Raw genomic sequence first — 22101 nt, forward strand, 5'->3', positions numbered from 1 at the left:
GTTTAGCGCTTATTTTTCCTTTCCACTTTCAAAGGCCCGACTGATTTGGGTCTGGTCAGAGAGTGAGTTGGTGGGGGGGGGCAACTTGTAAAGATTTCTTACAAGTTCAGTGGGAGGGCGGTCGAGAGGTCAAATGTAAGTGGAAGCATTACAGTCTGGATGTGGTGATGGCACACTATTGAAAAACCAATCCCAGAGAAGCCATGGTGCACCCTTGAATGACTACCTCGAGAAAATCCTCCGTGGCCAGCCCATTAACTACGAAGCGTTCCTGAAGAAACTTCCGGAGCCGTTTCGCCGCCGCCATAGGGAGTTCTTTGCGACCGAAAAGGTGCAATCCAACCGCTGGGTTGTCACGATCCTGGATGAAAGCGCTTTCGCGGAGCTGCAGAATTTAGCGCAGGCGCCGGTAAGCCGGGTCGACGCCGCGAAAAAAGGCGATTCCCACCGCCATGGTACCGAGGTTAGCTTTCTCCTGGTTTACCATCAGGGCCTGGCGTCCAGCCGGCCGGATGTAGCCGTTATTGGGACGGAGTCCGTTGATATTGGTTTTCATCGGGCCCGGTCCGTGCTGGTGGTGGAGAACGAGCGCAATTTCTTCCAGTATCCCCAGATGCTGAGCTTTGCCAGTGAGGCATTGGGAAGGCCTCTGGAACTGGCCAATTGTGATGTGGTGCTGGGCGGTGGCAACCGGGTTACCCGGGGCGCGATTCTTGACTGGTTGAAGGGCTACGAAGAAGTATTCTGCGCATTCGATTATGATGCCGGTGGTCTGCAAATGTTCTCGACGGTAGCAGCCTCTCTCGGTGACAAAGCCACGTTCGTGCAGCCAACCGACTGGCAGCCCTGGCTAGACCGTTTCTGCAAGGTGCCGGACAGCACTGAGCGGTTTACCAAGGCGCTTTCACTGGCCGAAGCGCTTGGATTTGTATCCCTGGCAGAGGCCTTTCGAGCCACCGGCAAATTCATGGAACAGGAGATGATTCTGGATGAGTGACTCCCAGGGGAGCCCAGGCAATTTCAATTTTGGTATCCGCCGCCTGGTGTTGGTGGATTCCGCCGGCTTCTGTTACGTGGAAATTCCGGTGGATAACCACGGCCTGATTCTGGGCCCGGGCAACCTCGGCAAGTCCAGTCTGCTGAATTCGCTGCGGCTGTTCCTGCTGCCGGAGAACAACTTCAAGAACAGCCGCAAGAAATTCGCCTTCCGTAACGCCAGCGCCGGCAGCTTTTACACCAACGAGGAAAGTTACCAGCATTACTTTCCCAGCCAGTTCAGTTTCCTGATCATGGAAGCCGAGAACCCGGCCGGGGTGCATTGCCAGATTCTGTACCGGGACAGCGCCAGCCAGCTCAGTTATGGCCGAGCCTTTGTGCCGGTGGGTTACGACCAGCTGCGACCGCTGTTCTGGAACGGTGATGACGAGGATGGCATTGGCCAGGCGGTGCCAGAGCTGTCGTTCAGCCGTTTGTCCGAGGCGCTGAAAAAGTTCTCCAAGGATACCAGGCTGGTGAATGACCCGGCCAAACTCAAACAAATGCTGTACAGCAGCGAGCTGATGAATGCCGATGCCGTGCGCTATTCCGTGCTGCCTTTGGGTGAGTCCGACGAGCGCCGGGTTCAGTCTCTGCGCACGCTGATCCTGTTGCTGTTTGAAATGAAGGCAGACGATCAGGCCATGGCCAATGCGGTGGCCAGCATTATCGAGGCGGACAAGAAGTTTGCCGATGACGCCTTCGATTTCAATATCGATGAGTTTCTCAACCGGCACGATCAGTTAAAGCAGCAACAAACCCAGCTAACCCGAATCGAAAAAGAGCGGCCTCGGTTTGAAAAGCTGTATCGGGATTACCAAGCCTACCAGACCCTGCTGCGCAGTCAGCACGATTTTGCTGCTTTTCGGGATGGCGTCAGCAATGCCTTGCAGGACATTGGCTCCAGGCGCAAAACCGCAGTGGAGGCGTTCAATGAGCAGAACGAGACGCTGCGCCATGTTCTTCAGGCTCTGAAAAAACTGGAGGAGGACGCCAGCGGCCTGAAGGGCGAGATCCGTTCCGCCGACCGTCGCATCAAGCAGGCCGAGCAGAACCAGAAGGATGGCGATCTGCTGGTGTCCCAGTACGGTGAGATGACCCTTCAGGAAATCGAGGACATTCAGAAAGAGGAACTCGATAGTAAGAAAGGGCACCTGGCTGCGCTCAAGAGTGCCGCCCAGGCGGAAATCCGGCTGGAGCAGATCCAGAAAAAGAAGCGGGAACTTGAGCGCAAGCTGGAATCCCTGAAGGATCGGGAGAGCAAGCAACAATGGCAGTTGCAGAACCAGTTGGATGAAGCCACCGCTGCACCGCTCCGGGCAGTGGACCCCCGATTGGTCATGGCCAGCCCGGGTCAGGATCTGGAGGCCGAGACCAAGGCGACCATCGAAGCCTTTGCCCGGCTGTTCGTGACCAATGATAAAGGCTTTGACTGGTTCGATGCCGAATACCAGGCCCAGCCGCCCCGGCAGACTGACTTCGCCGAGCAGCGCCGGCATATTGAAGGTGAGCTTCATGGCCTGGAAAAGGAGCGGGCGGAGCTGGCGGACACCGCCAACCAGGAACATGACCGGCCGCGGTTGATCGAGCGCACTGAAAAAGAAATCCGCGCCATCGAAAAGGATCTGGATACCTTGAGGCGTTACCCGGCGGCGGCCACTACACTGAGGGATGCCGCTGAGGAGAAGCAGGCGGCGGAGGAGCAGCTGGCGAAACTGGAAGAGCAGGCACGGCTGGAGCAGGAAAAACAGGATGCCGTGCAACAGAAAGCCGCTAAAGCCAAGGCCGAGAAAGATCGTATCGAAGAAAGGGAACGGGAACTGGCGGGCCTCAGCAAAAGCGTGGGCACGGTGGAGCATCGGTTTCCGCACCTTAGAGAGTTGGAGGCCGAGAAGCCGTTAGACATTGAGCGCGTTTCCGCCGCCTCATTTGATGACCTGGAAACTCAGCTGGACGACCTGGAGAAACGTCGCCGCGCCATCCTCGATTGTCTGAACCAGTTTGTGTTCTTGGGCATCCATTCAGATAGTGACGGCGAGCTACAAAAAGATAGTCCGACATCTTCGGTTATTCGGGAAACGTTCAAAAGTCTGTCGGACCTGTTTGCTGGCATGGTTGAGCGCTGGAATGTGCTGGAGCAGCAGGTTGGGATCCATAACGAGACAGTTGCCAGCTACCGACAGGCCCTGAAATCCAACCACGAGCACATTGCCCGATTTGAAGCTCAGCTCAACCGAGAGCTGGATGGCGTACGCATCAACGATCTGGTGGAAATCCGCGTAGATATCCATACCGATCCGAAATTTCGCAATCTGGTGGAAGAAGCCAACAACATCGACCCTTACGGCAACCAGCTACAGTCGGACGCGTTCTATGACCGTTTGCGGGTGTTTGTGGCGGACTTTTTCGGGGAGCAGGGCGGTAGCAAGCACCTGACTATGGACAAGGTAATCACCGGTATTTCCTACCGCACCCGCAAGGAAAACGCCGCTAACCTGGATAAGAAGGGTCAGTCCACCTCCACCACGGCGCTCATTAATCTGGAACTGGTATACCGGCTGCTAAAACGAGTGTTGTATCCGGGCGTGCATCTGTCGTTCCCCATGGTGCTGGACGAGCTGGCAAGCGTGGACATCAGCCAGATGCCATCGCTGCTGGAAAGGTTGCGCAAACAGGGTTTCAATCTGTTCTCAGCTGCTACCCACAGCGCTAGTGCGGAAGTGATCTACCTGATTGGCCGACATCTGGAAGTAGGGCAGATGCGCACTCCACGTCCTTATAAGCCTGAGCGCACTCTGGTGTTCTGGGGCGGTGCCGAGGGTTTTACTAACGGTGAGGCACTCAGTCATTGGGGCGATCAGACCCAGAATAGTCTGCTGGAGCCGGCGGATGAGTAAACGCTTCAGCACCCTGGACACCACTCGGCTTCTGTTTGAGCACCCAAAGATTCTGTTCAGGATGATCGAGCGGATGGACCGGAACGAAGCCCGGTATATTCGCGAGAGTGATCTGGTGGCCGAGGTGATGGACTATACCCGGACCCTTGGCAATGCTGATCGGGACCGGGTGCGGCTTGCCTTGAATACCGACAACCTGTTCCGCAGCGGCCTGGTGATCGACATCATCAAGGCCGAGGGCGAGCGTCGCCTGGTGTTCCAGGATGCCCTGATCAACCTGATGCGTGCCTGCAATGCCTCGCTTTATCAGGAACTGACCGATGCCCGCCTGCGCGGCCATCTGGTGACCCTGCGGGATGTGCGCAATCGGCTGGAAACCAGCAGCTTCAGCGACGCGGACCCGGACTACACTGAGCTGCGGGATGACCTGAATGAGCGGGTCAGTCAGCTCATCGGCTTGCTGCGCCAGAACGTCCTGCGCATGCAGACCATAAGTGCCCAGCTCGCGGACCTGTCCGGCGATGCCAGTCGGGTGCCTGAGAAATTCCTGGAGTTCCGCCAGAACCTGTTTGAGCAGATCGTGACGCTGTACGAGCGCCACATCAAACCGACCCTGGTGTTTCTGAACCCGGACACCCGCCTGCCCGATGGCAGCAACCTGTTCGAGACCCTGGAAGCGATGGTTCGGCTGCTGGAAAGCCATGGTGACCATCATCTGGCGGACCAGTTGTTCCGTTCCTCCATTAGCTTGAATGCTCTTTACAAGCCCATTCAGGCGGTTGCCCAGGAAGTGGAGCACTTTCTGCGCAAGACTCGCCAGGGGATGATCCAGTACAACGCCATGGAGCATTTCTACGGCAAGCTGCAGGAACTCAAAGGCGAAACCGAGACACTTAGCCTTAAACGAAAATGGCTGGAAGGTGGCGACTTTGCTCGTGGTACCGGTTTCCTGGTTGGTTTGCGGGCCCAGCAACGCCCGAAACACTATGCCTTCGGTAATTCGTCCAGCTACTATCAGTTGCTGTTCAGTGAGCTGGAGCTGCGGCTGAACGATCTTCGCCGTAAGGCCGAGGTGCCGGTACTGCAGGAAGTGGACGTACGCGGCCGGGGCACACGCATTGATGTTCAGCGCATCAATCAGCTCTATCAATGGCTGGAAAGCCTGGAGCTACGACCCACCACGGACCTGGTGCGGGAGCTGCACGGCCGACTGGATGGTTTTATCCCCGGCTACCGCTTTCCGGATTTGTTGGCGGCTCTGAACCGGCTAGTGAACTCGCCTCCAGAGGGCATGCAGGTTGTTACCACCAACCGATTCCGGATCCTGGAGCAGTCACCTGCCAACGAGCAGTTTGTTTACCGCAAACGTCGTCTGGAAACAGATGAGCCGGTTCACCAAGAAGAGCATCACCATGCCTGAATTTTCTGACGCTATGGAAGCCACCAATACCGTGGACAATTCACAAGCTTCGAGCACTTTCGACCAGATCTTGCCCGCCCAAAGTGCCGCTATTTACCGGGAATTCCAGGCCGGCCGGGTAATTGTGCGCGATATCTGGGACAGCAACCGCTCCGAACTGCGAGCCAATCCGCTGTACAACCTGCTGTACAACCACCTTTCCCACTTTCGGACCTTTTATGAGCATCTCGGCAGCGAGCTGGTGTTCAACGAAACCGGCGCGTTTTTCTTTCTCAAGGAAAGCAGTGATGACGAGGGCGAGGAGCACGACGAAAACGCCTTCCGGGTGCAGGTAATACTGCTGCTGATTGGGCGTTATTTTGCGCGCAGTGGCCGGGATCTGGATTACCTTGGCCGCCCCGATGCCGGATTGAATGAGCAAGACCTCACTGCCTTGGCGGGCGATGAGGAATATCAGGAAATTCTCAGAGCCGCGCGCTTTGAAAAAGGCTTTCCCGAAGCGTTGGATTATCTTGATAAACGCAATCTGCTGTTTCGTTCAGGTGCGGGTCGCTGCTTCCTGAGTTCCGCAGGTCTTTATTTTCTGCAGGAGCTCGTTAGGGAGTATGAGCAGGGTTAGAAGCTACCGCCCCATAATCCTGGCCCCTTAAGCCCGCCCATCCATAATTCCCGACAAGGCTTGAGAAAGCAGCAAGCTTGCGAAATCATTCGCGAAGGCTGCTCCTGACGCCCATTGAGGATCTAAGTATCAGATTTGACTGAGGCTTGCCGTAATTTACGATTTTCAAGGGCCGAGATGTTGCCACATGGGTTTTCAGGCCTTTTCAACGGCAGTCCAGCCGGCAAATTACGCATATCCTGGCAAAAAATTGCTCGAAATATCAACACCTTTCTGAAAGCCATTACCAAAACCTGACGAAAAATTGACCATTTCGTAATTAGGTAAATGGCACTCTTCCATTGATACTTGCACGCGTTTTATACAATTCAATGAATTCGACGAAAAAACGGTGCAGAAAATATATGAAACGCGTCATTAAAATGTCAAAGGCATGGATTGCCGCGTTGTTTATCGGAGTTATCCTGACAGGCTGTGGGGGTGGCTCTTCTGGCGGTACTTCCGCTTCTGGTGGGGCCAAATCGGCAGACCTGAGCTGGAATGCGCCAATGACTCGGGTTAATAATGAATCCCTGTCCATGGGAGAGTTGTCCGGTTACATCATCAGTTACGGCAGGGATCCCGAGAACCTGACCGAAACAGTACGCATTAATGGTGCGGACACCATGGATTACACCGTCACCAACCTGGACAATGGCACCTGGTACTTCGCCATTCAGGTAGAAGATGTCAACGGATTGCTCAGCGAACCGTCTCAGCCTGTCAGCAAAACGATCCAAGGGTAATCTACAGCGTTGCTTCAGGAATGGCCAATGGGGTTGGTTACCGGTAGTTTGATCGTAAACGCCGAGCCTTCCCCGATCTCTGACGACACGCTGATTTCACCCCGGTGTTTTTCTACCACTACATTCACGAAAGACAGGCCCAGACCGGTACCGCGGATTCCTGACAGCTCGCTGCTCTTTTGTCGGCGATACCTGTCGAACAGGTGTGGGATCTCGTCCGGTGCAATACCGCTGCCTTCATCGCTGACGGTCAGCCACGCCTGGTGACCGGCCAGGAATACCTGGATGTTAACTGTGGAATTGCTGGGGCTGTACTGTACCGCATTGGTTAACAGATTAATGACGGCGCGTTCCAGCAACTCCGCATTGCCCCTGAGCCAGAGATCTTCCGTTCCCTGCAATACCAGTTGAATACCTTTTTCCGCGGCCTGTTCACTGACGCTGTCACGGGCGTTTTCGACGATGGCCAGGAATTCGCATTCGTAGAACCGGGTTTCGGTCAACTGCTCAGCGCGCGCCAACTGCACAAACTCCTCCGCCAGATGATAGCTGCGGCGTGCCAGCCGGCCAAGCTGCTCAAGCTGGGCCGGTTCAATATGCCCGGGGTTGCGCTTCAGTTGCTCGATAAGCGCCAGCTGGGACACCAGCGGCGATCGGACATCATGGGAGATGAAGTCGATGGCCTCACGATGCTGCCGTTGTTGTTCCCGTAGTTCCGAGATATCGGAGATGTTGGCAATGATGCCATTTTGATGACTCTCTGGTAGAGAGAATGGCGCAAAATGGATCAGGAAATCCTTTTCCTGGATGCGCAGATCCACCGTCCGGCTCTGGTTCAGGGTCAGTGTCTCCGAAACGGTTTCGTGCCAGGGTGGTGTCTCCCTCGGATCGTGCCCCTCCAGTAATCGGGTCAGGGGAAGCCCGCTAAGGCTGGGCATGGGTTCCTGGAACCATTCCTCAATGTGTCCGTTGGCGAATCGGATCACGCCCAGTTCGTCGGTCACAATGATGCCGTCAGGCATCCGTTCGAAGCTGCGCCGGATAAACTGCTGCATGTTGTTCATGCGTTCCGTCGCAAGCCTGACCCGTTCAATGCGGGCTGAAACATTCTCCCGGGGTTGCATCGGGCTGAGGCCCGTTTCCTCTGACGCCAGTGAAAGCCTGCGTAAATAACGCTGTATCGCTTCCATGCTGATATCGTTGGGTAGCAATAAGCCGAGGGTATAGTCCCTGCCGCTACGCCGCAGGCCAATCCAGCTCTGGTTGTTGGCGTGCACCCATCGCCCCTGTTCCAGCGACGGAATGTCGTCTGACGTCAATCGACACGAGGTATAGACCTCTCCCCCTTCTGACAGCCACCAACCCTCGGGTTGCAACAGTGCCTGGAAGTGTTCCAGTAATTGAGTGGGGTGGCACCGGGAAGGCTCCGGCAGGTTGACCTGCGGACCGCGGGCCAGGTCGTCAAGTTGCCGATTGAGAAAGCGGTTGGTCATGGCCAGCCTCAGGGCGCTGGAGAGCGGAAATGCCAGGAAAGGCATCAGCAGGGCATGGGAAATGGGTAGCCACAATTCAGCGCTGTGTAACAGGGTCGTGTAAGTAATGATCAGGGCGACCACGATGCCCAGGCACAGGCCCAGAGTCCTGGCAGGACGCATTCTTGGCAAAAGCAATGACAGCAGTGCAATGACCGCGACGGCAATGGCCAGTGATGCTTCCTGTGGGAGCGGTCTGATCAGTTCATCGCTGATCAGTGCGGAATAGCTGTTCGCATGAAATTCAACGCCGGGCATGGGGCGATTAAGACCCGAAAATGGCGTTGGCAGGATATCGCCAAATCCCGAAGCGGTGGCGCCGACGAAAACAGTCTTGCCTTCGAACAGTGCAGGGCTGGGGGGAGCCTCCAGCACTTCTGTATAGGAGTATGTTGTCAGGGTTCCAGCCCCCCCGGCCATGGGTACGGTGCGATAATGTTTGCGTACGTTCATGAATGCGGGAGGTGCATTATTTTCGTTCGTTGCGGCGATACCACTGTGGCGATTGGAGGCAGCCAGTGCGAGGCTGGGCCATAACGTGTCTCCCAGGCCGTTCAGCAGGTATAGACCCCTTGCCACGCCGTCTTCGTCAAGCTCCACATGGGCATGTCCAAGCGCTGATGCAGCAGTCGCCAGGGAGCTGGTAGGCAACTGTTCGCTGATCAGATGGTTGTGGGCAGGTGGTGACAGATACAGTGGCAGTATCACCTCGCCATGCTGGTTCATGGCAGCTGCCAGGCTTGGGTCACCGGTTGAGGGTTCCGGGAACAGAATGTCGAATACGATGGTTTCCGCGCCAGCCTTGTCCAGCTTCTCGATCAGTCTGGCATGGGTGTCCCTGGACCAGGGCCATCGTCCGAGGTGGTCAAGGCTCTTTTCATCAATGGCGACGATGACGACATTGTCTTCCAGGGGCGCGGGGCTGGAGGTGATCTGAGTGTCATACAGCCAGTAATCAAGGCGCTGGGGGAGGGAAGTTGCCTGCAGGACAAGCAAGATGACAAGCAATGGAAGGCCCAGGGTCAGGGGTGTCGTTTTTATTGGCATCCAATCCCGTGTCATGAGCCCTGCTGTCAGATATATAAGTAAGTTGGGTTATTCCAAATACAATTCCCTCCCTGGTCCCCAGCGACTTGCCAGAGGCCCCTCAGAAAGAGCTTTCAGGCGCACAAAATACCGCCTTCCGGGAATCAGGCGCAAGGCCGCTGTTGTTTCAGACAGCGTTGCCTCTTTAATAATATTGGAAAAACCGGGTTCTTCCGAGAGCTGAAGGCGATAATCGGATGCGGTATCAACCTTTTCCCAGAATACCCGAACCTGGCTGTCGACGTAATTAACGCTGATGATCCTGACCGGTGGCAGGGTGCCGTTGATGGTGAATTCCCGGGCATCACTGCTGGCTACTGAGTTGCCTCCGGCTTCACTGACCACGCGCCAATAGTAGGTGCCGGGTGTCAGTGGGCGGGAGGGGAGTGCCCGGCTGTCCGGTGCCCATTCACTGGTAGCAACCAGACGGCGGAACGTGTCGTCCTCGGCAATTTCGATGCGGGCCACTTCGTTGCTGCCCTTCAGTTCCCAGCGGAACTCGGGCATGTCGTCATTCACCGTGGCGCCCGCTTCGGGTGCCAGTAGCTCCGCAGCCTGGGCGCTGAGATCCACTTCTACCTTGAGTACGTCTGGCATGCCGGCTATGCCGCGGGTATTCAAGGCGGCCAGGTGGATTTCATAGGCGCCGTTGTCCAATAGGCTGAGGTTGTAGCGATTCCCGCTAACCTTACGGCTTTCCACCCAGCGACCGGACTCGGCTTCGAAAATATCGAGCCGGTGGCCCATGGCGCCGCTGGGTTGCCAGCTCATTTCCGTTGGCAGGCTGGTGATTTGCGGTGGCAGGGGGTTCAGTTCCGGTGCGGGCGGCAGGCGATGGATGCTCAGGCTGCCGCTGGCCGCTGTGGAAACACTGGCGCTGTACCCTGCGGGGATATTCCGGGTCTTTCCCCGGGGGCCAAAATTGACCGCTCCCTCAGTCACCTGAAGGTGGGTCGTGCCCGGTGCCGCCTGCATGGCAAAAACGGTGCCGCGAACCGCGGCTACGGCTGAGGGTGTTTCAATTTCAAACCGGGCTCCACCTTCAATGACCGGCTTGACCTTGGTGTGCACTTCGCCGTGATCGAGCCGCAATCGGGTATCGACCATCCCGGACTTTCCGTACTGGGTCAGGCGATTGAAAATCAGGCGGGAATCCGGAGAGATGCGCACCTGTGAGCCGTCAGCAAGCTCAACGGTAGCACTGCCGGAGCCGGAGATGATTTCATCGCCCACTCGTACCAGTGTGTCCGCCGTCAGGGAGCGTTTCCTGCCATCGTTGCCGGAGATATGCTGTACCTGACCGGATACGGTCACAACCCGTGCAGGATCAGGTTGACGCTGTAGCCAGGACAAAGGAATGCGCAAAGCATCGCCTTCGCCAATGGCAGCTGCGTTGTTGATGTTGTTGTACTGGAGCAGGCGGTCGGCGTGGACTGTCTTTGACAGCAATGCATTGGCCACTTCGCCAAAACTCTCGCCTGGACGCAGAGTGTAGAGCCATTCGGGGGTGGCATTGGTCTCCGCCCCGGGGCCTGCCAGCGTATGAGAGCCGCGAGCGATGGGCAGCTCAGCATGCACTGGCACGGTCAGCGCCAGACAGGCCAGCGCCGACACAGCTGTGTGCCTTGTCAACAGACGGGCAAGATGCTTCATATCAGACTTGGTCCGATACCGTCGCTGAGTCTTCGATTGCGTTGGCGGTCATCGCCTCGAGCCGGTAGCCACGCTGATAAATGGTCTTGATCCGGAAACCATTTTCCGGGTTAAGGCCCAGTCGCCTGCGAAGTCGGCTCATGTGGGTGTCCACAGTGCGTGTATTGATGTCCCTTGCCAGACCCCAGACGCGCTCCAGCAGCATTTCACGGGTCAGCAGGCGTCCCTGGTTCTGGAACAGGAACAGGGTCAGATCAAAATCCTTGTCGGTGAGCGTCAGTAGTTCGCCATGCAGGATGATCGAGCGCTGTTGGGTGTTAATCTCAAACGGCCCGTAGCGGAGCACTTCTTTCTCGTTGTCCGGATTGGTGCGACGGGCCAGGGCATTGATTCGCGCGACCAGTTCCGCTTCCCGAGCCGGTTTGGCGAGGTAGTCGTCGGCGCCGGCGTCCAATGCGCGAACGATATCCGCCTCGCTGTCCCGTTGAGTCAGGAAGACGACGGGAATCGGCCAGTTCAGCTGGGCTCGCACGGTCTCGAGCACGTCGATGCCGGTCATGTCAGGGATCTGCCAGTCGAGAATGAGCAGATCGTAGCTGCGGTGCAGTACCGCGCTCAGGAAGGACTGGCCGGACGGAAAGCTGTCACAGTGGTGTCCACGCTCAGAAAGAATGGACTGAATGTGCTGTGCCTGTTCATGTTCGTCTTCAAGCAGAGCAATACGCATCTGGCGTCTCCTGAAAATAGCCCGTTCACTATGTTGAGTCTGTTCTCGTTTTTTAGTTATGAACAAAAGGCAATGTTAGATTTTCGGCTCATTATCACAGAACACCAACGGGTCTTCAGTATCGTTATGTAGTATTGCGTAAACGAATGGCCGGTGTTCCGTTGTCGTCGTCAACTGTTTGTCGGCAGGCGGGAAAATTACTGCAGCCCCAGAACCAGCCCTTTTTCCCTTTGCGTCGAACCAGCGGCGAGAAACAGTGGGGGCAGGGGACGGGTTTCTGGCTGGTACCGTCGGCAGGCGCCGTGTCTTCCAGCGGGCGAGTGCCGTTGCAATCCGGGAAGCGGGTGCAGGCCCAGAAGCGGCCGAACTTGCCTTCCCGCTCACGCATGGGGGTACGGCACTTGGGGCAGTGGGGAGACGTTGGCTGATCTGTCCCTGGGGCTTCCGGTGCACCCATTGGGGCGTTGACGAAGCCCCGAATCTGCTCTTTCAGCTTTTCCAGGAAGTTTCTCGGGTCAGCTTCCCCGCGCCGGATGGTTTCCAGCGTGGCTTCCCAGACCGCGGTCATGTCCGGTTTGCTGACGGTCTGCGGTAGCGCTCCGATCAGCGCCTTGCCCTTGCCCGTTGCCTTGATGTGGCGACTGTCGCGGTACAGGTAGTCACGTTTGAACAGCGTGTCGATGATCGCAGCGCGGGTCGCCTCCGTGCCGAGACCGTCGGTTTCACGCAGGGTCTTGCGTAACTCCGCATCGGTAACAAAGCGGGCGATGTTGGTCATGGCGGACAGCAGCGTGGCGTCCGTGAAGTGCTGGGGTGGCTGGGTTTTCCGCTCTTTGATGTCAGTGCGGTCGCACAGGACCGGCTCGCCTTTCTCCAGTCGTGGCAACGGTGCCTTTTGCGGTTCCTGCCGACCTTCCCGAAGGCGGATCTCCAGGGTTTTCCAGCCCGGGGTCAGCACCGCGGTTTCCGTGGCGCGGAACCGGTGTTCGCCAATGGTGACGGTCAATCGGCCTTCACGATGAACGGCGTCGGCGCTGAACTGCATCAGATAGTACCGACTGATCAGCCCGTAGATTTTGTCTTCCGCCGCCGTCAGCTTGCCATTCGCGGATGTTCGGCTGGTTGGAATGATGGCGTGGTGGGCGTCAACCTGCTTGTCATTCCAGGCGGCCGTGCGCCGGGATAGGTCTGCCTGTTCGCAGGCCGGGGCCAGTGCCGAGGACACCTTGCTGATCGCACGTATTACACTTTCCCGTTGCGCGAAGTGCCCCTCTGGCAGGTAGCGGCAATCGGACCGGGGATAGGTGATCAGCTGATGTCGCTCATACAGGTTCTGGGCGGTATCCAGTACGTCCTTGGCGCCCATGCGGAATAACCGGCCGGCTTCAATCTGCAGGGCGGAGAGTGACAGCGGAAGTGGGGGCGCTTCATTGCGGTCGCGGAAGCGGGATTCGGTAATGCGGCCAGGGCGGCCTTCCACGGCAGCAGCAATTTGCTCTGCGGTGGCTTTGTCCAGCAGCCTGTCTTCTTCATCCAGATGTTCACGGAAGGCTTCATCGGCAAGCCAGCGGGCACTGAAGGACGCCGGATCACTGTCTGCTTCCAGCCCGTGACAGGTCGCCTCAATCCGGTAGTAGGGCTTGGGCTCAAAGTTCTCGATGGTGTTGTCACGTTCTACCACCAGCCCGAGTACCGGCGTTTGTACCCGCCCCACGGAATAGACACCCTGCTGGCCCTGCTGCTGGTAACTGAGGGTGTAAAAGCGGGTCAGGTTGATGCCATACAGCCAATCGGCCCGTTGTCTGGCCAGGGCTGAATGCGACAACCGGCGATATTCCCGATTGTCTTTGGGCGCCTGGATGGCCTTGGCAACGGCTGCGGGTGTCAGGTCATTAATGAGTATCCGCTGGACCGGGCAGGTGGCCCCGAAATAACGGATCACTTCGTCGACCAGTAACTGGCCTTCTCGGTCGGGGTCACCGGCATGAACGATCGTATGTGCCTGGCGAATCAGGGATTCCAGCACGTTGAGTTGCTGGCGGACGCTGTCCTTGGGGGTGACTTCCCAGCGCTCGGGCACCAGGGGCAGGTCTTCCTGCCGCCACTTTTTCCAGCGCGGGTTGTACTGTGCCGGTTCAGCCGGTTCCAGCAGGTGACCGATGCACCAGCTGACGGTGACCGCTTCGTCGCCCTGACCACAGCGAATCCAGCCCGGGCCTTTCTGGTGCGGGGCGGGCAGAGCGGCGGCGATGGCACGGCCCAGACTGGGTTTTTCGGCGATGTAAAGTTGCATGGTTTCGGGTGCGTTCGGATTGGGATGGGAAGATGGCCTTTTGGCATGGGTGTGTCAAGGTTCCAGCCCACTGTAGTATGCTTCGGGTTATGGAAAGTTAAGGAGTTACAACGGTTATGAAGATTCAGAACGCGATCGAGGAAAAGCTGTCCCGGGCTTTTGCGGTAAACCACCTGCAGGTGGAAAACGAGAGCCACAAGCACAGTGTGCCGCCGAACTCCGAAACCCACTTCAAGGTTACCCTGGTATCAGCGGATTTTGATGGGCAGATGAAGGTAAAAAGGCACCAGGCGATTTATAAGGTGTTGGCGGATGAACTGGCGGGTGAGGTTCATGCGCTGGCCCTGCATCTATACTCTCCTCAGGAGTGGTCAGACTCCGGTCAGTCGGTGCCGGAGTCACCAAATTGTATGGGCGGGTCCAAAAAGGATGCGGCCATGACGTCAGGAGAGGGTCAATGAGCCAGTTTTTCCAGATTCATCCGGAAACGCCGCAGAAGCGGCTGATCAAACAGGCGGTCGATATTCTTCGCAGTGGTGGTGTGATCGTCTACCCCACGGATTCAGCCTATGCCATTGGTTGTCACCTCGGGGACAAACAGGCGGCAGATCGTATCAAGCGGATTCGCAGGCTGGATGACAAGCACAATTTCACCCTGATGTGCCGTGATCTTTCGGACATCGGTGTGTATGCCAAGGTAGGCAACACCCAGTACCGGCTGCTCAAGACCTTCACACCGGGCCCCTACACCTTCATTCTGGATGCCACCAGCGAAGTGCCGCGCAGGTTGCTGCATCCCAAGCGTCGCACTATTGGGCTGCGGGTGCCGGATAACGCCATTGTGCAGGAATTGTTGGGCGAGCTGGGCGAGCCGATCATGAGCAGCACCCTGATCCTGCCGGGGGAAACCGATCCCATGACAGATCCCTACGACATCCGGGAAACTCTCGAACATGAGCTTGATCTGATCATCGACGGTGGTTTCTGCGGTCTTGAGGCGACAACGGTGGTGAATATGACCGATGACGTGCCCGAGGTTACCCGGATTGGTAAAGGCGACCCCGCTCCGTTCCAGGTCTGACCCGTTCAAGATAGGGCCGGGGTACCGGCCTTACTTTTATCTGACCGCGTCAGGCGCGGGTATTGAAGCTGAACGCGTAGTGTTTGCGCTGCCCGGCAGCCTCTACCTGCTCCGCGCCAACGGATTTACGCAGGGTGTCATAGCGGTGCACCAGATCCTGAAGGCCATTGAACTGCTGGTTATCGCTGACCATCGTGTCCAGCAATGAGTTGTTGACGCCATAGGCCCTGTTCAGCTTGAGGGCGTTATCCACGAAGTGCAGGGTAGGCTCGTTCACACTCAGGCGGCTGAAGGCTTCACGAAAGCCCTTGTTGTGGTTCAAATCCTGTTCAATCTGCGCGCGCTTTGCCTCCGGCAGTTTTCCGTCTAACTGAATGTTCCCGCTGTCGTCCCTGGCGACGTTGATGGACGTTGCCGGATGCATTCCGTACTCGGCAAGTTTGTGCCGCAGTGTTTCCCGCACAAAGGCAAGGTCCTGCCCCACGGTTTGCTTGTAATCGGTGACCGAGAGCTTCCTGGATTTCAGTGTGGCCAGATCCGGACTTTCCAGTGTGGAGCGGGTAAACCGGTCATCCGTTGGCGATGCCGGTTGCTCTGGAGCCGCCGGGCCAGAAGTTTTTCCTGCCTGTTTCTCACCGGCTGCCTCAGGGCGTTTTTCCAACGCGGTCTGGAATTGGGTGCTGGCTTTGATCAGTGATGTAAGCAGCGACACGGCTGACTTCCTCCCATCGTCACGGGTGATCAGTGACAAAAATCGAACGTATGGGCAGGTCTTTGCACAAATCGGGCCAATCGGAACCCGGAATGTCCGGTGCCCGAACGGTTCACTAACCTGACGTTTGAACGTAGAGTTAGCAGCCTGGTTCGTTGATCCATTGAAAAGGAATGTCATGCCCCGAATTCTTCACACCGCAGACTGGCAGATGGGCCGCTATTACAGCCGCTTTGATAACGATGATGCCGTCGCGCTGGCGGAAGCTCGGTTTACCGCCATTGAACGTCTGGCTCAACTGGCCAGAGATGAGCGATGCGATGCAGTGCTGGTGGCGGGGGATGTATTCGATGCCCAGACCGTGGCGGATCGAACCATTCGCAGGGTATTCAACGCCATGTCCGGTTTTTCCGGTCCCTGGGTGATGTTGCCCGGTAACCACGACGCCGCCCTGGCGGAAAGTGTGTGGACTCGCGCCCGACGCCTGAACGCGGTGCCCGACAACGTTCACCTGGCCCTGGAGCCGGGGGTTGTTGATCTGAAAGCGCAGGGGCTGGCCGTTCTCGCAGCGCCATTGACCCAGCGCCATACCCACAGTGACCTTACCGAGAACTTTGATCACCTGGAAACGTCTCCGGAATTGCTGCGTGTGGGGCTGGCCCACGGTAGTGTCCAGGGTTTGCTGGCGGAGGATATCGATTCGGCCAACCCGATTGCCGCCGACCGGGCTGCGCAGGCAAACCTGGATTATCTTGCCCTGGGTGACTGGCACGGTGTGAAACAGATCAACGCCCGCACCTGGTACAGCGGCACTCCGGAGCCGGAGCGATTCCGCAATAACGAGGCGGGCGTGGCGCTGGTGGTGGACATTGCCGGGCCGGGGGCGGAACCGGACGTCAGCCGCCATCGCATTGGCCAGTTTGAGTGGGTCCAGTGGCGTGAACACCTCAGTGTGGCCACGGATCTGGATGAATTGCTGCAGAGACTGGAAGAACTGCCGGCGCCGGCGGTGGTCGATATTCGGCTGTCTGGCGAGGTGGACCTGGCGGGAGAGCAGAAACTTCTCCACGCCCTGTCGGTGGCCGAGGCCCGGCATCGGAGCGTGCAGTGCGATCGCAGCCAGTTGGCCCTTCAGCCTACCGATGAAGATATTGCCGAACTCAATGCCGATGGTTATCTGGGCGAGGTTATTGGTGAATTGAGGGAGCAACAGGAAAACGCCGATGATGAGAAGGCCGCCACATCGAGGGATGCTCTGGCGATCCTGACCAGCCTGTTGCGGGATCGCATCGAACCGGCGTCCGGGAACGCCGGGGAGGGTCAGCCATGAAACTGCAACGCCTTCGTCTCGAACAGTTGCGACAGTTCCGGCAGCCCCTCGAATTGAACGAGTTGGGGCCGGGCCTCAATCTGATTCATGGTCCCAATGAGTCGGGCAAAAGTACTCTGGTGCGAGCCATTCGAGCGGCCTTCTTTGAACGCCATCGATCCAGCAGTGTGGATGACCTGCGACCCTGGGGGGATTCCTCCGCAGCCCCGTCCGTGGAACTGGATTTTGAGTGCCAGGGCGTACAGTGGCAGCTCAGAAAGCGCTTCCTGCAACAGAAACGTTGTGATCTCCAGGTCGCCGGCGAAAGTTACTCCGGAGAAGAAGCGGAAGATAAACTGGCAGACCTGTTGGGCTTTCAGTTTGCCCCCCGCGGCGCCAGTCAGGACAAACACTGGGGGATTCCAGGCCTGTTATGGGTGGAGCAGGGCAGCGGGCAGAACGTTCACGATGCTGTTGCCTACGCTGGCGATCACCTGAAATCGGCTCTCAACAGCCTGCTGGGGGAGGTGGCCAGCAGCGGCGGGGACGATGTTATTCAACAGGTGCAGGCACAGCGTGCCGAATTGTTGACAGCCACCGGTAAGCCCCGGGGCGACTACGCCCGCCTGAGCGAGGAACAAAGTCAACTGGCCGCCGAACTGGAAGCCCTGGACGAGCGGGTGGCGCACTACCAGTCGATGGTTGACCGGTTAGGGGAGCTGCGCCAGCGTCATCAGCGCAATGAGCAGGAGCGCCCCTGGGAAGCCGCCCGCCAGAGCCAGCAGGAGGCGGAAAACCGCTTCCGGGAAATTGAGCAGTGGCAGCAGGAACAGAAGCGGGAGCAGCAGGCTCTGGATGATTGCCGGCAGACGCTTGAGCTTCTGCGGCGGCAACAGCAGCAATCGCAAGTCGCTGCTCGTAAGCTGAACGAACGTGAACAGACGCTGGCACACTGCAAAGAAACCGTGAATACCCTGAAGACCAGGGAAGAGCAGGTGACCGTTGCCCAACAACAGGCCCGTAAGGCCTACGACAAGGCCCGCCAACAGGTGCGGGTGGCAAAGGAGCAGGAACAGTGCAACCGCCTGGACAACGATATCAAGCAGTTGCGGCTTCAACTGGAAACGCTGGGCAAAAACCTGGAAAAGGCCCGCGCCCATCAGGCCGAGCATCAGGAAACCCGCAACCAGCAGCAGGCCAACCCCCTAGATCTGGAGGCCCTGGAAGCCCTGCGAAAGACGCAGCGCCAACTGGAGCAGGAGCGGATTCGATCACAAGCTATCGCGACCCGGCTGCATTACGCCCTGGAGAGTGGGCAGGCGTTGACGCTGAATGGTCAATCCCTCCAGGGAGAAGGAGACGAGCTGTTACTGGAGGCCACTACCCTGGCATTACCCGGTATAGGCGAGCTGACCATTACCCCCGGCGGTGATGATCTCGCCCGGGTTCAGCGACAGCTGGAGCGATTGCAGGAGAGTTACGACAATCAGCTCAAGTCCATGAAGGTCGACTCCCCCGAGCAGGCAGGAAAACTGGCCGAGCAGCAGGCGCAACGCAAGGAGACCATCCAACGCCTGGAGGCATTGCTGGCGTCCATCGCTCCCCAGGGTGTGGACGTACTGGAAAGCCAGCAACAGGAATTCACCCGACGGCTGGAACAATTGCAGTCCGAGCAGAAGGCGCTGTCCGAGATTCCGGGGGAACCGTTGTCCCTGACCAGTGCGGAAGCGGCACTGGACATGGCGGAACAGCAATTGCGGGAGGCCGATGGCAAACTTCAGGAACACAGCAAGCAACTGTTCGCTGCCACTCAGGCGCTGGAGAATGCACAGGCCGAATGGCAGCAACTGAAACGCGAGCTGGAAAACCCGGAACGCCAGGCTGCCGAGCAATCCCTCCAGACTCAAATTGCCGAAGCCGGGGAGCGGGAAACTCGCCTGCAACAGTCCGTCGGCAAGCGTCAGGAACAGATTGACGAGGCTCGCCCGGAACTGTTGCAACAAGATATGGCCCGCTTCAAAGCCAGTGCCGAACAGCTGGAGCGCAGTCACCAGCAGGAAGCCCTGGAATTGGCGAGCCTCGAAAGCAAGCTGGAAAGCCAGGGCGCTGAAGGTCTGGAGGAGCAACGGGAAGAGATGGCGGCGCGGCTGGAACATGTGGTTCGCCGCTATACCGAGCTGCGTCGGCGTGCAGAAGCCCTGGATCTGTTGCTCACGCTCCTGCAGGAAAAGCGTAAGGCTCTGACCCGTCGTCTCCAGGCGCCTTTGCAGAAGCACCTGAATCACTATCTGGGCGTGCTTTTCCCCAAGGCAAACCTGGATGTGGACGACAACCTGATTCCAGGTCAATTGACCCGTGCCGGCCAGCAGGGCCAGGAAACCGGAGATGTCCTGGATCTGAGCTTTGGTGCCCGGGAACAGATGGGGCTGATCAGCCGCCTGGCCTACGCGGATCTGCTGCAGGAAGCTGGCCGCCCGACCCTGATTATCCTCGACGATACCCTGGTGCACAGTGATCGCCAGCGCCTGGATCAAATGAAGCGCATCCTGTTTGATGCAGCCAGCCGGCATCAGGTGTTGCTGTTCACCTGCCACCCGGAAAACTGGCAGGATCTGGGCGTGGCGCCACGAGATCTTGAGGCACTGAAAACCACAGACTGAATAATCGTCAAATCTTGCAAAATATTGCCGAATTTTTGTCGTATGAACTACTCTCAGATAACAGGTGTATCGAATACATAACAGGTGGCGCTTCGGCTAATCACCAGTATGTGAGTCAGCTCAGGAAGACGCGAAAGGAAGTCAGATGAACACGGGCTGTTCATCTGTTCGCGCCGGCCAGCTCAAAAGGGAGTGTTTGCTGTGGTCAAAACAACAACTGCCGTAATTCTGGCATCCGTATCCGTGTGGGGTTTAACCGCTTGTGGTGGTGGGGGCGGTGGAAGTAGCAGTAGCAGTAGCGTTGATGACACGCCAACTGAGCGACCTTCCAGCGCTGACATTACCGTTGATCCGAATGGTTACGCTGAGAAACAGGTGGCCATTAGCAGTCAGACAGAGACTGACTCGATCCTCGAATTGTATGAGGATGCTGAAAATGCCTATCTGTTGGCAGAGCAAGTGGACAATGCCGTTACCTCACGCTCACCCTCTGATGTTTCGGGCAACGTACTGACCTACGATTGTGACAACGACGGTGAGGTCGTTATCACAGTGAACAGTGACGATGTCAGTGACGATGAACGCTGGAAGTTTAACAATTGCGAGCTGGATACACCGACCTTTGGTCGTATTGTCCTGAACGGCGATTATTCCTACGTCAACGAAGTCATGAGCAATGGCAACGCCGGCTTTCAGGTTTTCGATTTGACCGGGACCGTCATCGCTTCTGGCGACGACATTGTCGCCAAGGGACTGGATGAGTGGGATATCGGTGAGAACACTGAAAAGTATCGGACGGATGCGCTGGAATTCATTATTGGAAATGACTATTTCGCCATTGCCAATGCGTTGACCACTCTGGAGGATGATGGCTCCGGTGTGAGTATTTCGCTTGAGTCCAAACTCATCGGGTCAGCCCTTGGTGGGTATATCAATATCTCCACACAAAAATCCGTATTTGTGGCGTCCGGTGAGAGTTGCCCGCAAAGTGGCATTATCAGACTGGATGGAGACAGCAGCACTTTCGCCGAGATCAGGTATTTGGACGATACGGGAACCGGTGACGTGGCAATGGTTGTCATTGATAGTAGTGGTGAGGCGGTACCCTACAACACCTGTGAATCCCTGATTTTCTAATAGATAGACTCACAGCGGGCGGAGATAATACCCTCCGCCCGCTGCATCATTCTAAGCAACCTCCCCCGAACACCGCCCCAACGTCTCAGACGGACACTCCCCAAACAACTGCTTATAGTCAGCAGAAAACTGGCTGTGATGATAAAAGCCATTGAACGCCGCAATATCCGATACGGACTGCGCGCCTTCCTCCCGCAACATACGCCTGACCCGGTTCAGCCTGCTGATCCTCAGAAACTGGAGCGGACTAATCCCGAGTATGCTTTCAAAACTGTACTGAAGTGTGCGCCGGCTGACGCATCCGACTTCACAGAGCTTTGCCATGGTGACGGGCAAATCGTCGACAGTGTTTACATAGGCCTTTATCTTTTCCACCACCGCTTTCCGGTGGGCGTAGCTGGGCGCTACCGTGCGGTTGGGCTTCTCCACAGTGAGTAGTTCCAGCACCGCCATGATCAGCAGGTCGTGATGAATCTGTCCGTCCAGCCGGCTGGACTCGGTGCGGACAATCCTCCGCAACAAATATTGAATATTGCGAAGGGTCTGGACCGGCAGCTTCAGTCTTGGATAGCTTGAGGTATCCAGCACCTTGAGTTCGATGCCCTGGGATTCCGATTGTTGTTTCAGTTCCCGTTGATGGACCACCAGGCTGAGCATGTCGAAGCTGTCGGGCGTCACCAGCTCGAAATGCCGGCTTCCCGGGCGGCACAGGATGTCGGTATGTTCTGCCTGCTGGCCGTTGATGCGGACGTCCTCGTTCCTGCTCGGAATGCCGAACCAGATGGATTCCGGCCACACCATACACTGCTGCCTAACGGCATGGCTGGTGTGTTCGATGAAGAGCTGGATGCCATCCAGGTGCAGCTCGTCAATCCTGCCGTGGAACCGACCGTTGCCTACCTGATCGTACTGCTGGTGCCAGTTCGTCAGGTTGCCGGCGTGCTCGTTGGCATCATCCGCGACCGAAGTGCACCTCTTTGGTGCTTCTTTTTCTTGTTGTTGATCCATGCGAACTCCGAAAGAGTCGTTTCGTTCCAGCTTGGACCCGGTTCCCGGATTCTGCCAACAGGACTTAGCGCCTAATTTCATACGACTTCCGTGCCTATTGAGGTTTGCCATTTTTCGATAACTCAGCTGTGACAGGAGGATTACAGT

16 protein-coding genes are annotated in these 22101 nt (G+C 57.3%); 10 read left to right on the top strand and 6 right to left on the bottom strand.

From position 1 onward, the window contains the following. The first annotated feature begins 214 nt into the window (after positions 1-214). From MARLIPOL_RS17125 to MARLIPOL_RS18860, 5 genes are all read left to right on the top strand, one after another. Positions 215-997, top strand: coding sequence for a Wadjet anti-phage system protein JetD domain-containing protein (locus tag MARLIPOL_RS17125; RefSeq protein WP_012139585.1), 783 nt, complete (start codon positions 215-217; stop codon positions 995-997). Continuing rightward, positions 990-3932 carry a hypothetical protein gene (locus MARLIPOL_RS17130; RefSeq protein WP_012139587.1) on the top strand — a complete coding sequence of 981 codons (2943 nt, stop codon included), beginning with the start codon at positions 990-992 and terminating at the stop codon, positions 3930-3932. The genes MARLIPOL_RS17125 and MARLIPOL_RS17130 overlap by 8 nt, the downstream gene beginning before the upstream one ends. Next, on the top strand, positions 3925-5352 hold the full coding sequence (locus MARLIPOL_RS17135; RefSeq protein ID WP_012139588.1) for a hypothetical protein: 1428 nt from the start codon (positions 3925-3927) through the stop codon (positions 5350-5352). Before MARLIPOL_RS17130 ends, MARLIPOL_RS17135 begins: the two co-directional genes overlap by 8 nt. Beyond that, positions 5345-5971 (top strand): condensin complex protein MksE, encoded by a 627-nt coding sequence (locus MARLIPOL_RS17140; protein WP_228677640.1) that lies wholly within the window; start codon positions 5345-5347, stop codon positions 5969-5971. The genes MARLIPOL_RS17135 and MARLIPOL_RS17140 overlap by 8 nt, the downstream gene beginning before the upstream one ends. Before the next feature lie 404 nt (positions 5972-6375). Further along, positions 6376-6756: a fibronectin type III domain-containing protein gene (locus MARLIPOL_RS18860; RefSeq protein ID WP_012139591.1), complete on the top strand. Its 381-nt coding sequence runs from the start codon at positions 6376-6378 to the stop codon at positions 6754-6756. A 14-nt stretch (positions 6757-6770) separates the two neighbouring features. On the opposite strand, the gene MARLIPOL_RS17150 is transcribed toward MARLIPOL_RS18860, so the two are convergent. From MARLIPOL_RS17150 to MARLIPOL_RS17165, 4 genes are all read right to left on the bottom strand, one after another. Beyond that, entirely contained in the window at positions 6771-9350 is a 2580-nt protein-coding gene (locus MARLIPOL_RS17150) for a CHASE2 domain-containing protein (RefSeq protein WP_012139592.1), read from the bottom strand. A 33-nt stretch (positions 9351-9383) separates the two neighbouring features. Next, positions 9384-11027, bottom strand: coding sequence for a FecR family protein (locus tag MARLIPOL_RS17155; protein WP_051123177.1), 1644 nt, complete (start codon positions 11025-11027; stop codon positions 9384-9386). A 1-nt stretch (position 11028) separates the two neighbouring features. After that, positions 11029-11754 carry a response regulator transcription factor gene (locus MARLIPOL_RS17160; RefSeq protein ID WP_012139594.1) on the bottom strand — a complete coding sequence of 242 codons (726 nt, stop codon included), beginning with the start codon at positions 11752-11754 and terminating at the stop codon, positions 11029-11031. A 124-nt stretch (positions 11755-11878) separates the two neighbouring features. Then, positions 11879-14047 carry a DNA topoisomerase III gene (locus tag MARLIPOL_RS17165; protein ID WP_012139595.1) on the bottom strand — a complete coding sequence of 723 codons (2169 nt, stop codon included), beginning with the start codon at positions 14045-14047 and terminating at the stop codon, positions 11879-11881. A gap of 116 nt (positions 14048-14163) precedes the next feature. On the opposite strand from MARLIPOL_RS17165, the gene MARLIPOL_RS17170 reads away from it, so the two are divergent. Together MARLIPOL_RS17170 and MARLIPOL_RS17175 are read left to right on the top strand one after the other, a co-directional pair. Further along, on the top strand, positions 14164-14508 hold the full coding sequence (locus tag MARLIPOL_RS17170) for a BolA family protein (protein WP_012139596.1): 345 nt from the start codon (positions 14164-14166) through the stop codon (positions 14506-14508). Continuing rightward, entirely contained in the window at positions 14505-15128 is a 624-nt protein-coding gene (locus tag MARLIPOL_RS17175; protein ID WP_012139597.1) for an L-threonylcarbamoyladenylate synthase, read from the top strand. Before MARLIPOL_RS17170 ends, MARLIPOL_RS17175 begins: the two co-directional genes overlap by 4 nt. A gap of 49 nt (positions 15129-15177) precedes the next feature. Here the strand turns inward: MARLIPOL_RS17175 and MARLIPOL_RS17180 are convergent, their stop codons facing one another. Continuing rightward, on the bottom strand, positions 15178-15840 hold the full coding sequence (locus MARLIPOL_RS17180; RefSeq protein WP_012139598.1) for a hypothetical protein: 663 nt from the start codon (positions 15838-15840) through the stop codon (positions 15178-15180). 178 nt (positions 15841-16018) lie between these two features. On the opposite strand from MARLIPOL_RS17180, the gene MARLIPOL_RS17185 reads away from it, so the two are divergent. The 3 genes from MARLIPOL_RS17185 to MARLIPOL_RS17195 all read left to right on the top strand — a co-directional run bounded on the left by MARLIPOL_RS17185 (position 16019) and on the right by MARLIPOL_RS17195 (position 20946). Beyond that, positions 16019-17170: a metallophosphoesterase family protein gene (locus MARLIPOL_RS17185; RefSeq protein WP_012139599.1), complete on the top strand. Its 1152-nt coding sequence runs from the start codon at positions 16019-16021 to the stop codon at positions 17168-17170. Next, entirely contained in the window at positions 17167-19809 is a 2643-nt protein-coding gene (locus MARLIPOL_RS17190; RefSeq protein ID WP_012139600.1) for an AAA family ATPase, read from the top strand. The genes MARLIPOL_RS17185 and MARLIPOL_RS17190 overlap by 4 nt, the downstream gene beginning before the upstream one ends. A 201-nt stretch (positions 19810-20010) precedes the next feature. Further along, positions 20011-20946, top strand: coding sequence for a hypothetical protein (locus MARLIPOL_RS17195; RefSeq protein WP_012139602.1), 936 nt, complete (start codon positions 20011-20013; stop codon positions 20944-20946). A 51-nt stretch (positions 20947-20997) separates the two neighbouring features. Here the strand turns inward: MARLIPOL_RS17195 and MARLIPOL_RS17200 are convergent, their stop codons facing one another. After that, the gene (locus MARLIPOL_RS17200) at positions 20998-21954 is read right to left on the bottom strand and encodes a helix-turn-helix domain-containing protein (RefSeq protein ID WP_036192385.1); all 957 of its coding nucleotides are present in this window, start codon (positions 21952-21954) and stop codon (positions 20998-21000) included. Positions 21955-22101 lie beyond the last annotated feature (147 nt).

This window comes from Marinobacter lipolyticus SM19 (assembly GCF_000397065.2).
GTDB classification, from domain to species: domain Bacteria; phylum Pseudomonadota; class Gammaproteobacteria; order Pseudomonadales; family Oleiphilaceae; genus Marinobacter; species Marinobacter lipolyticus.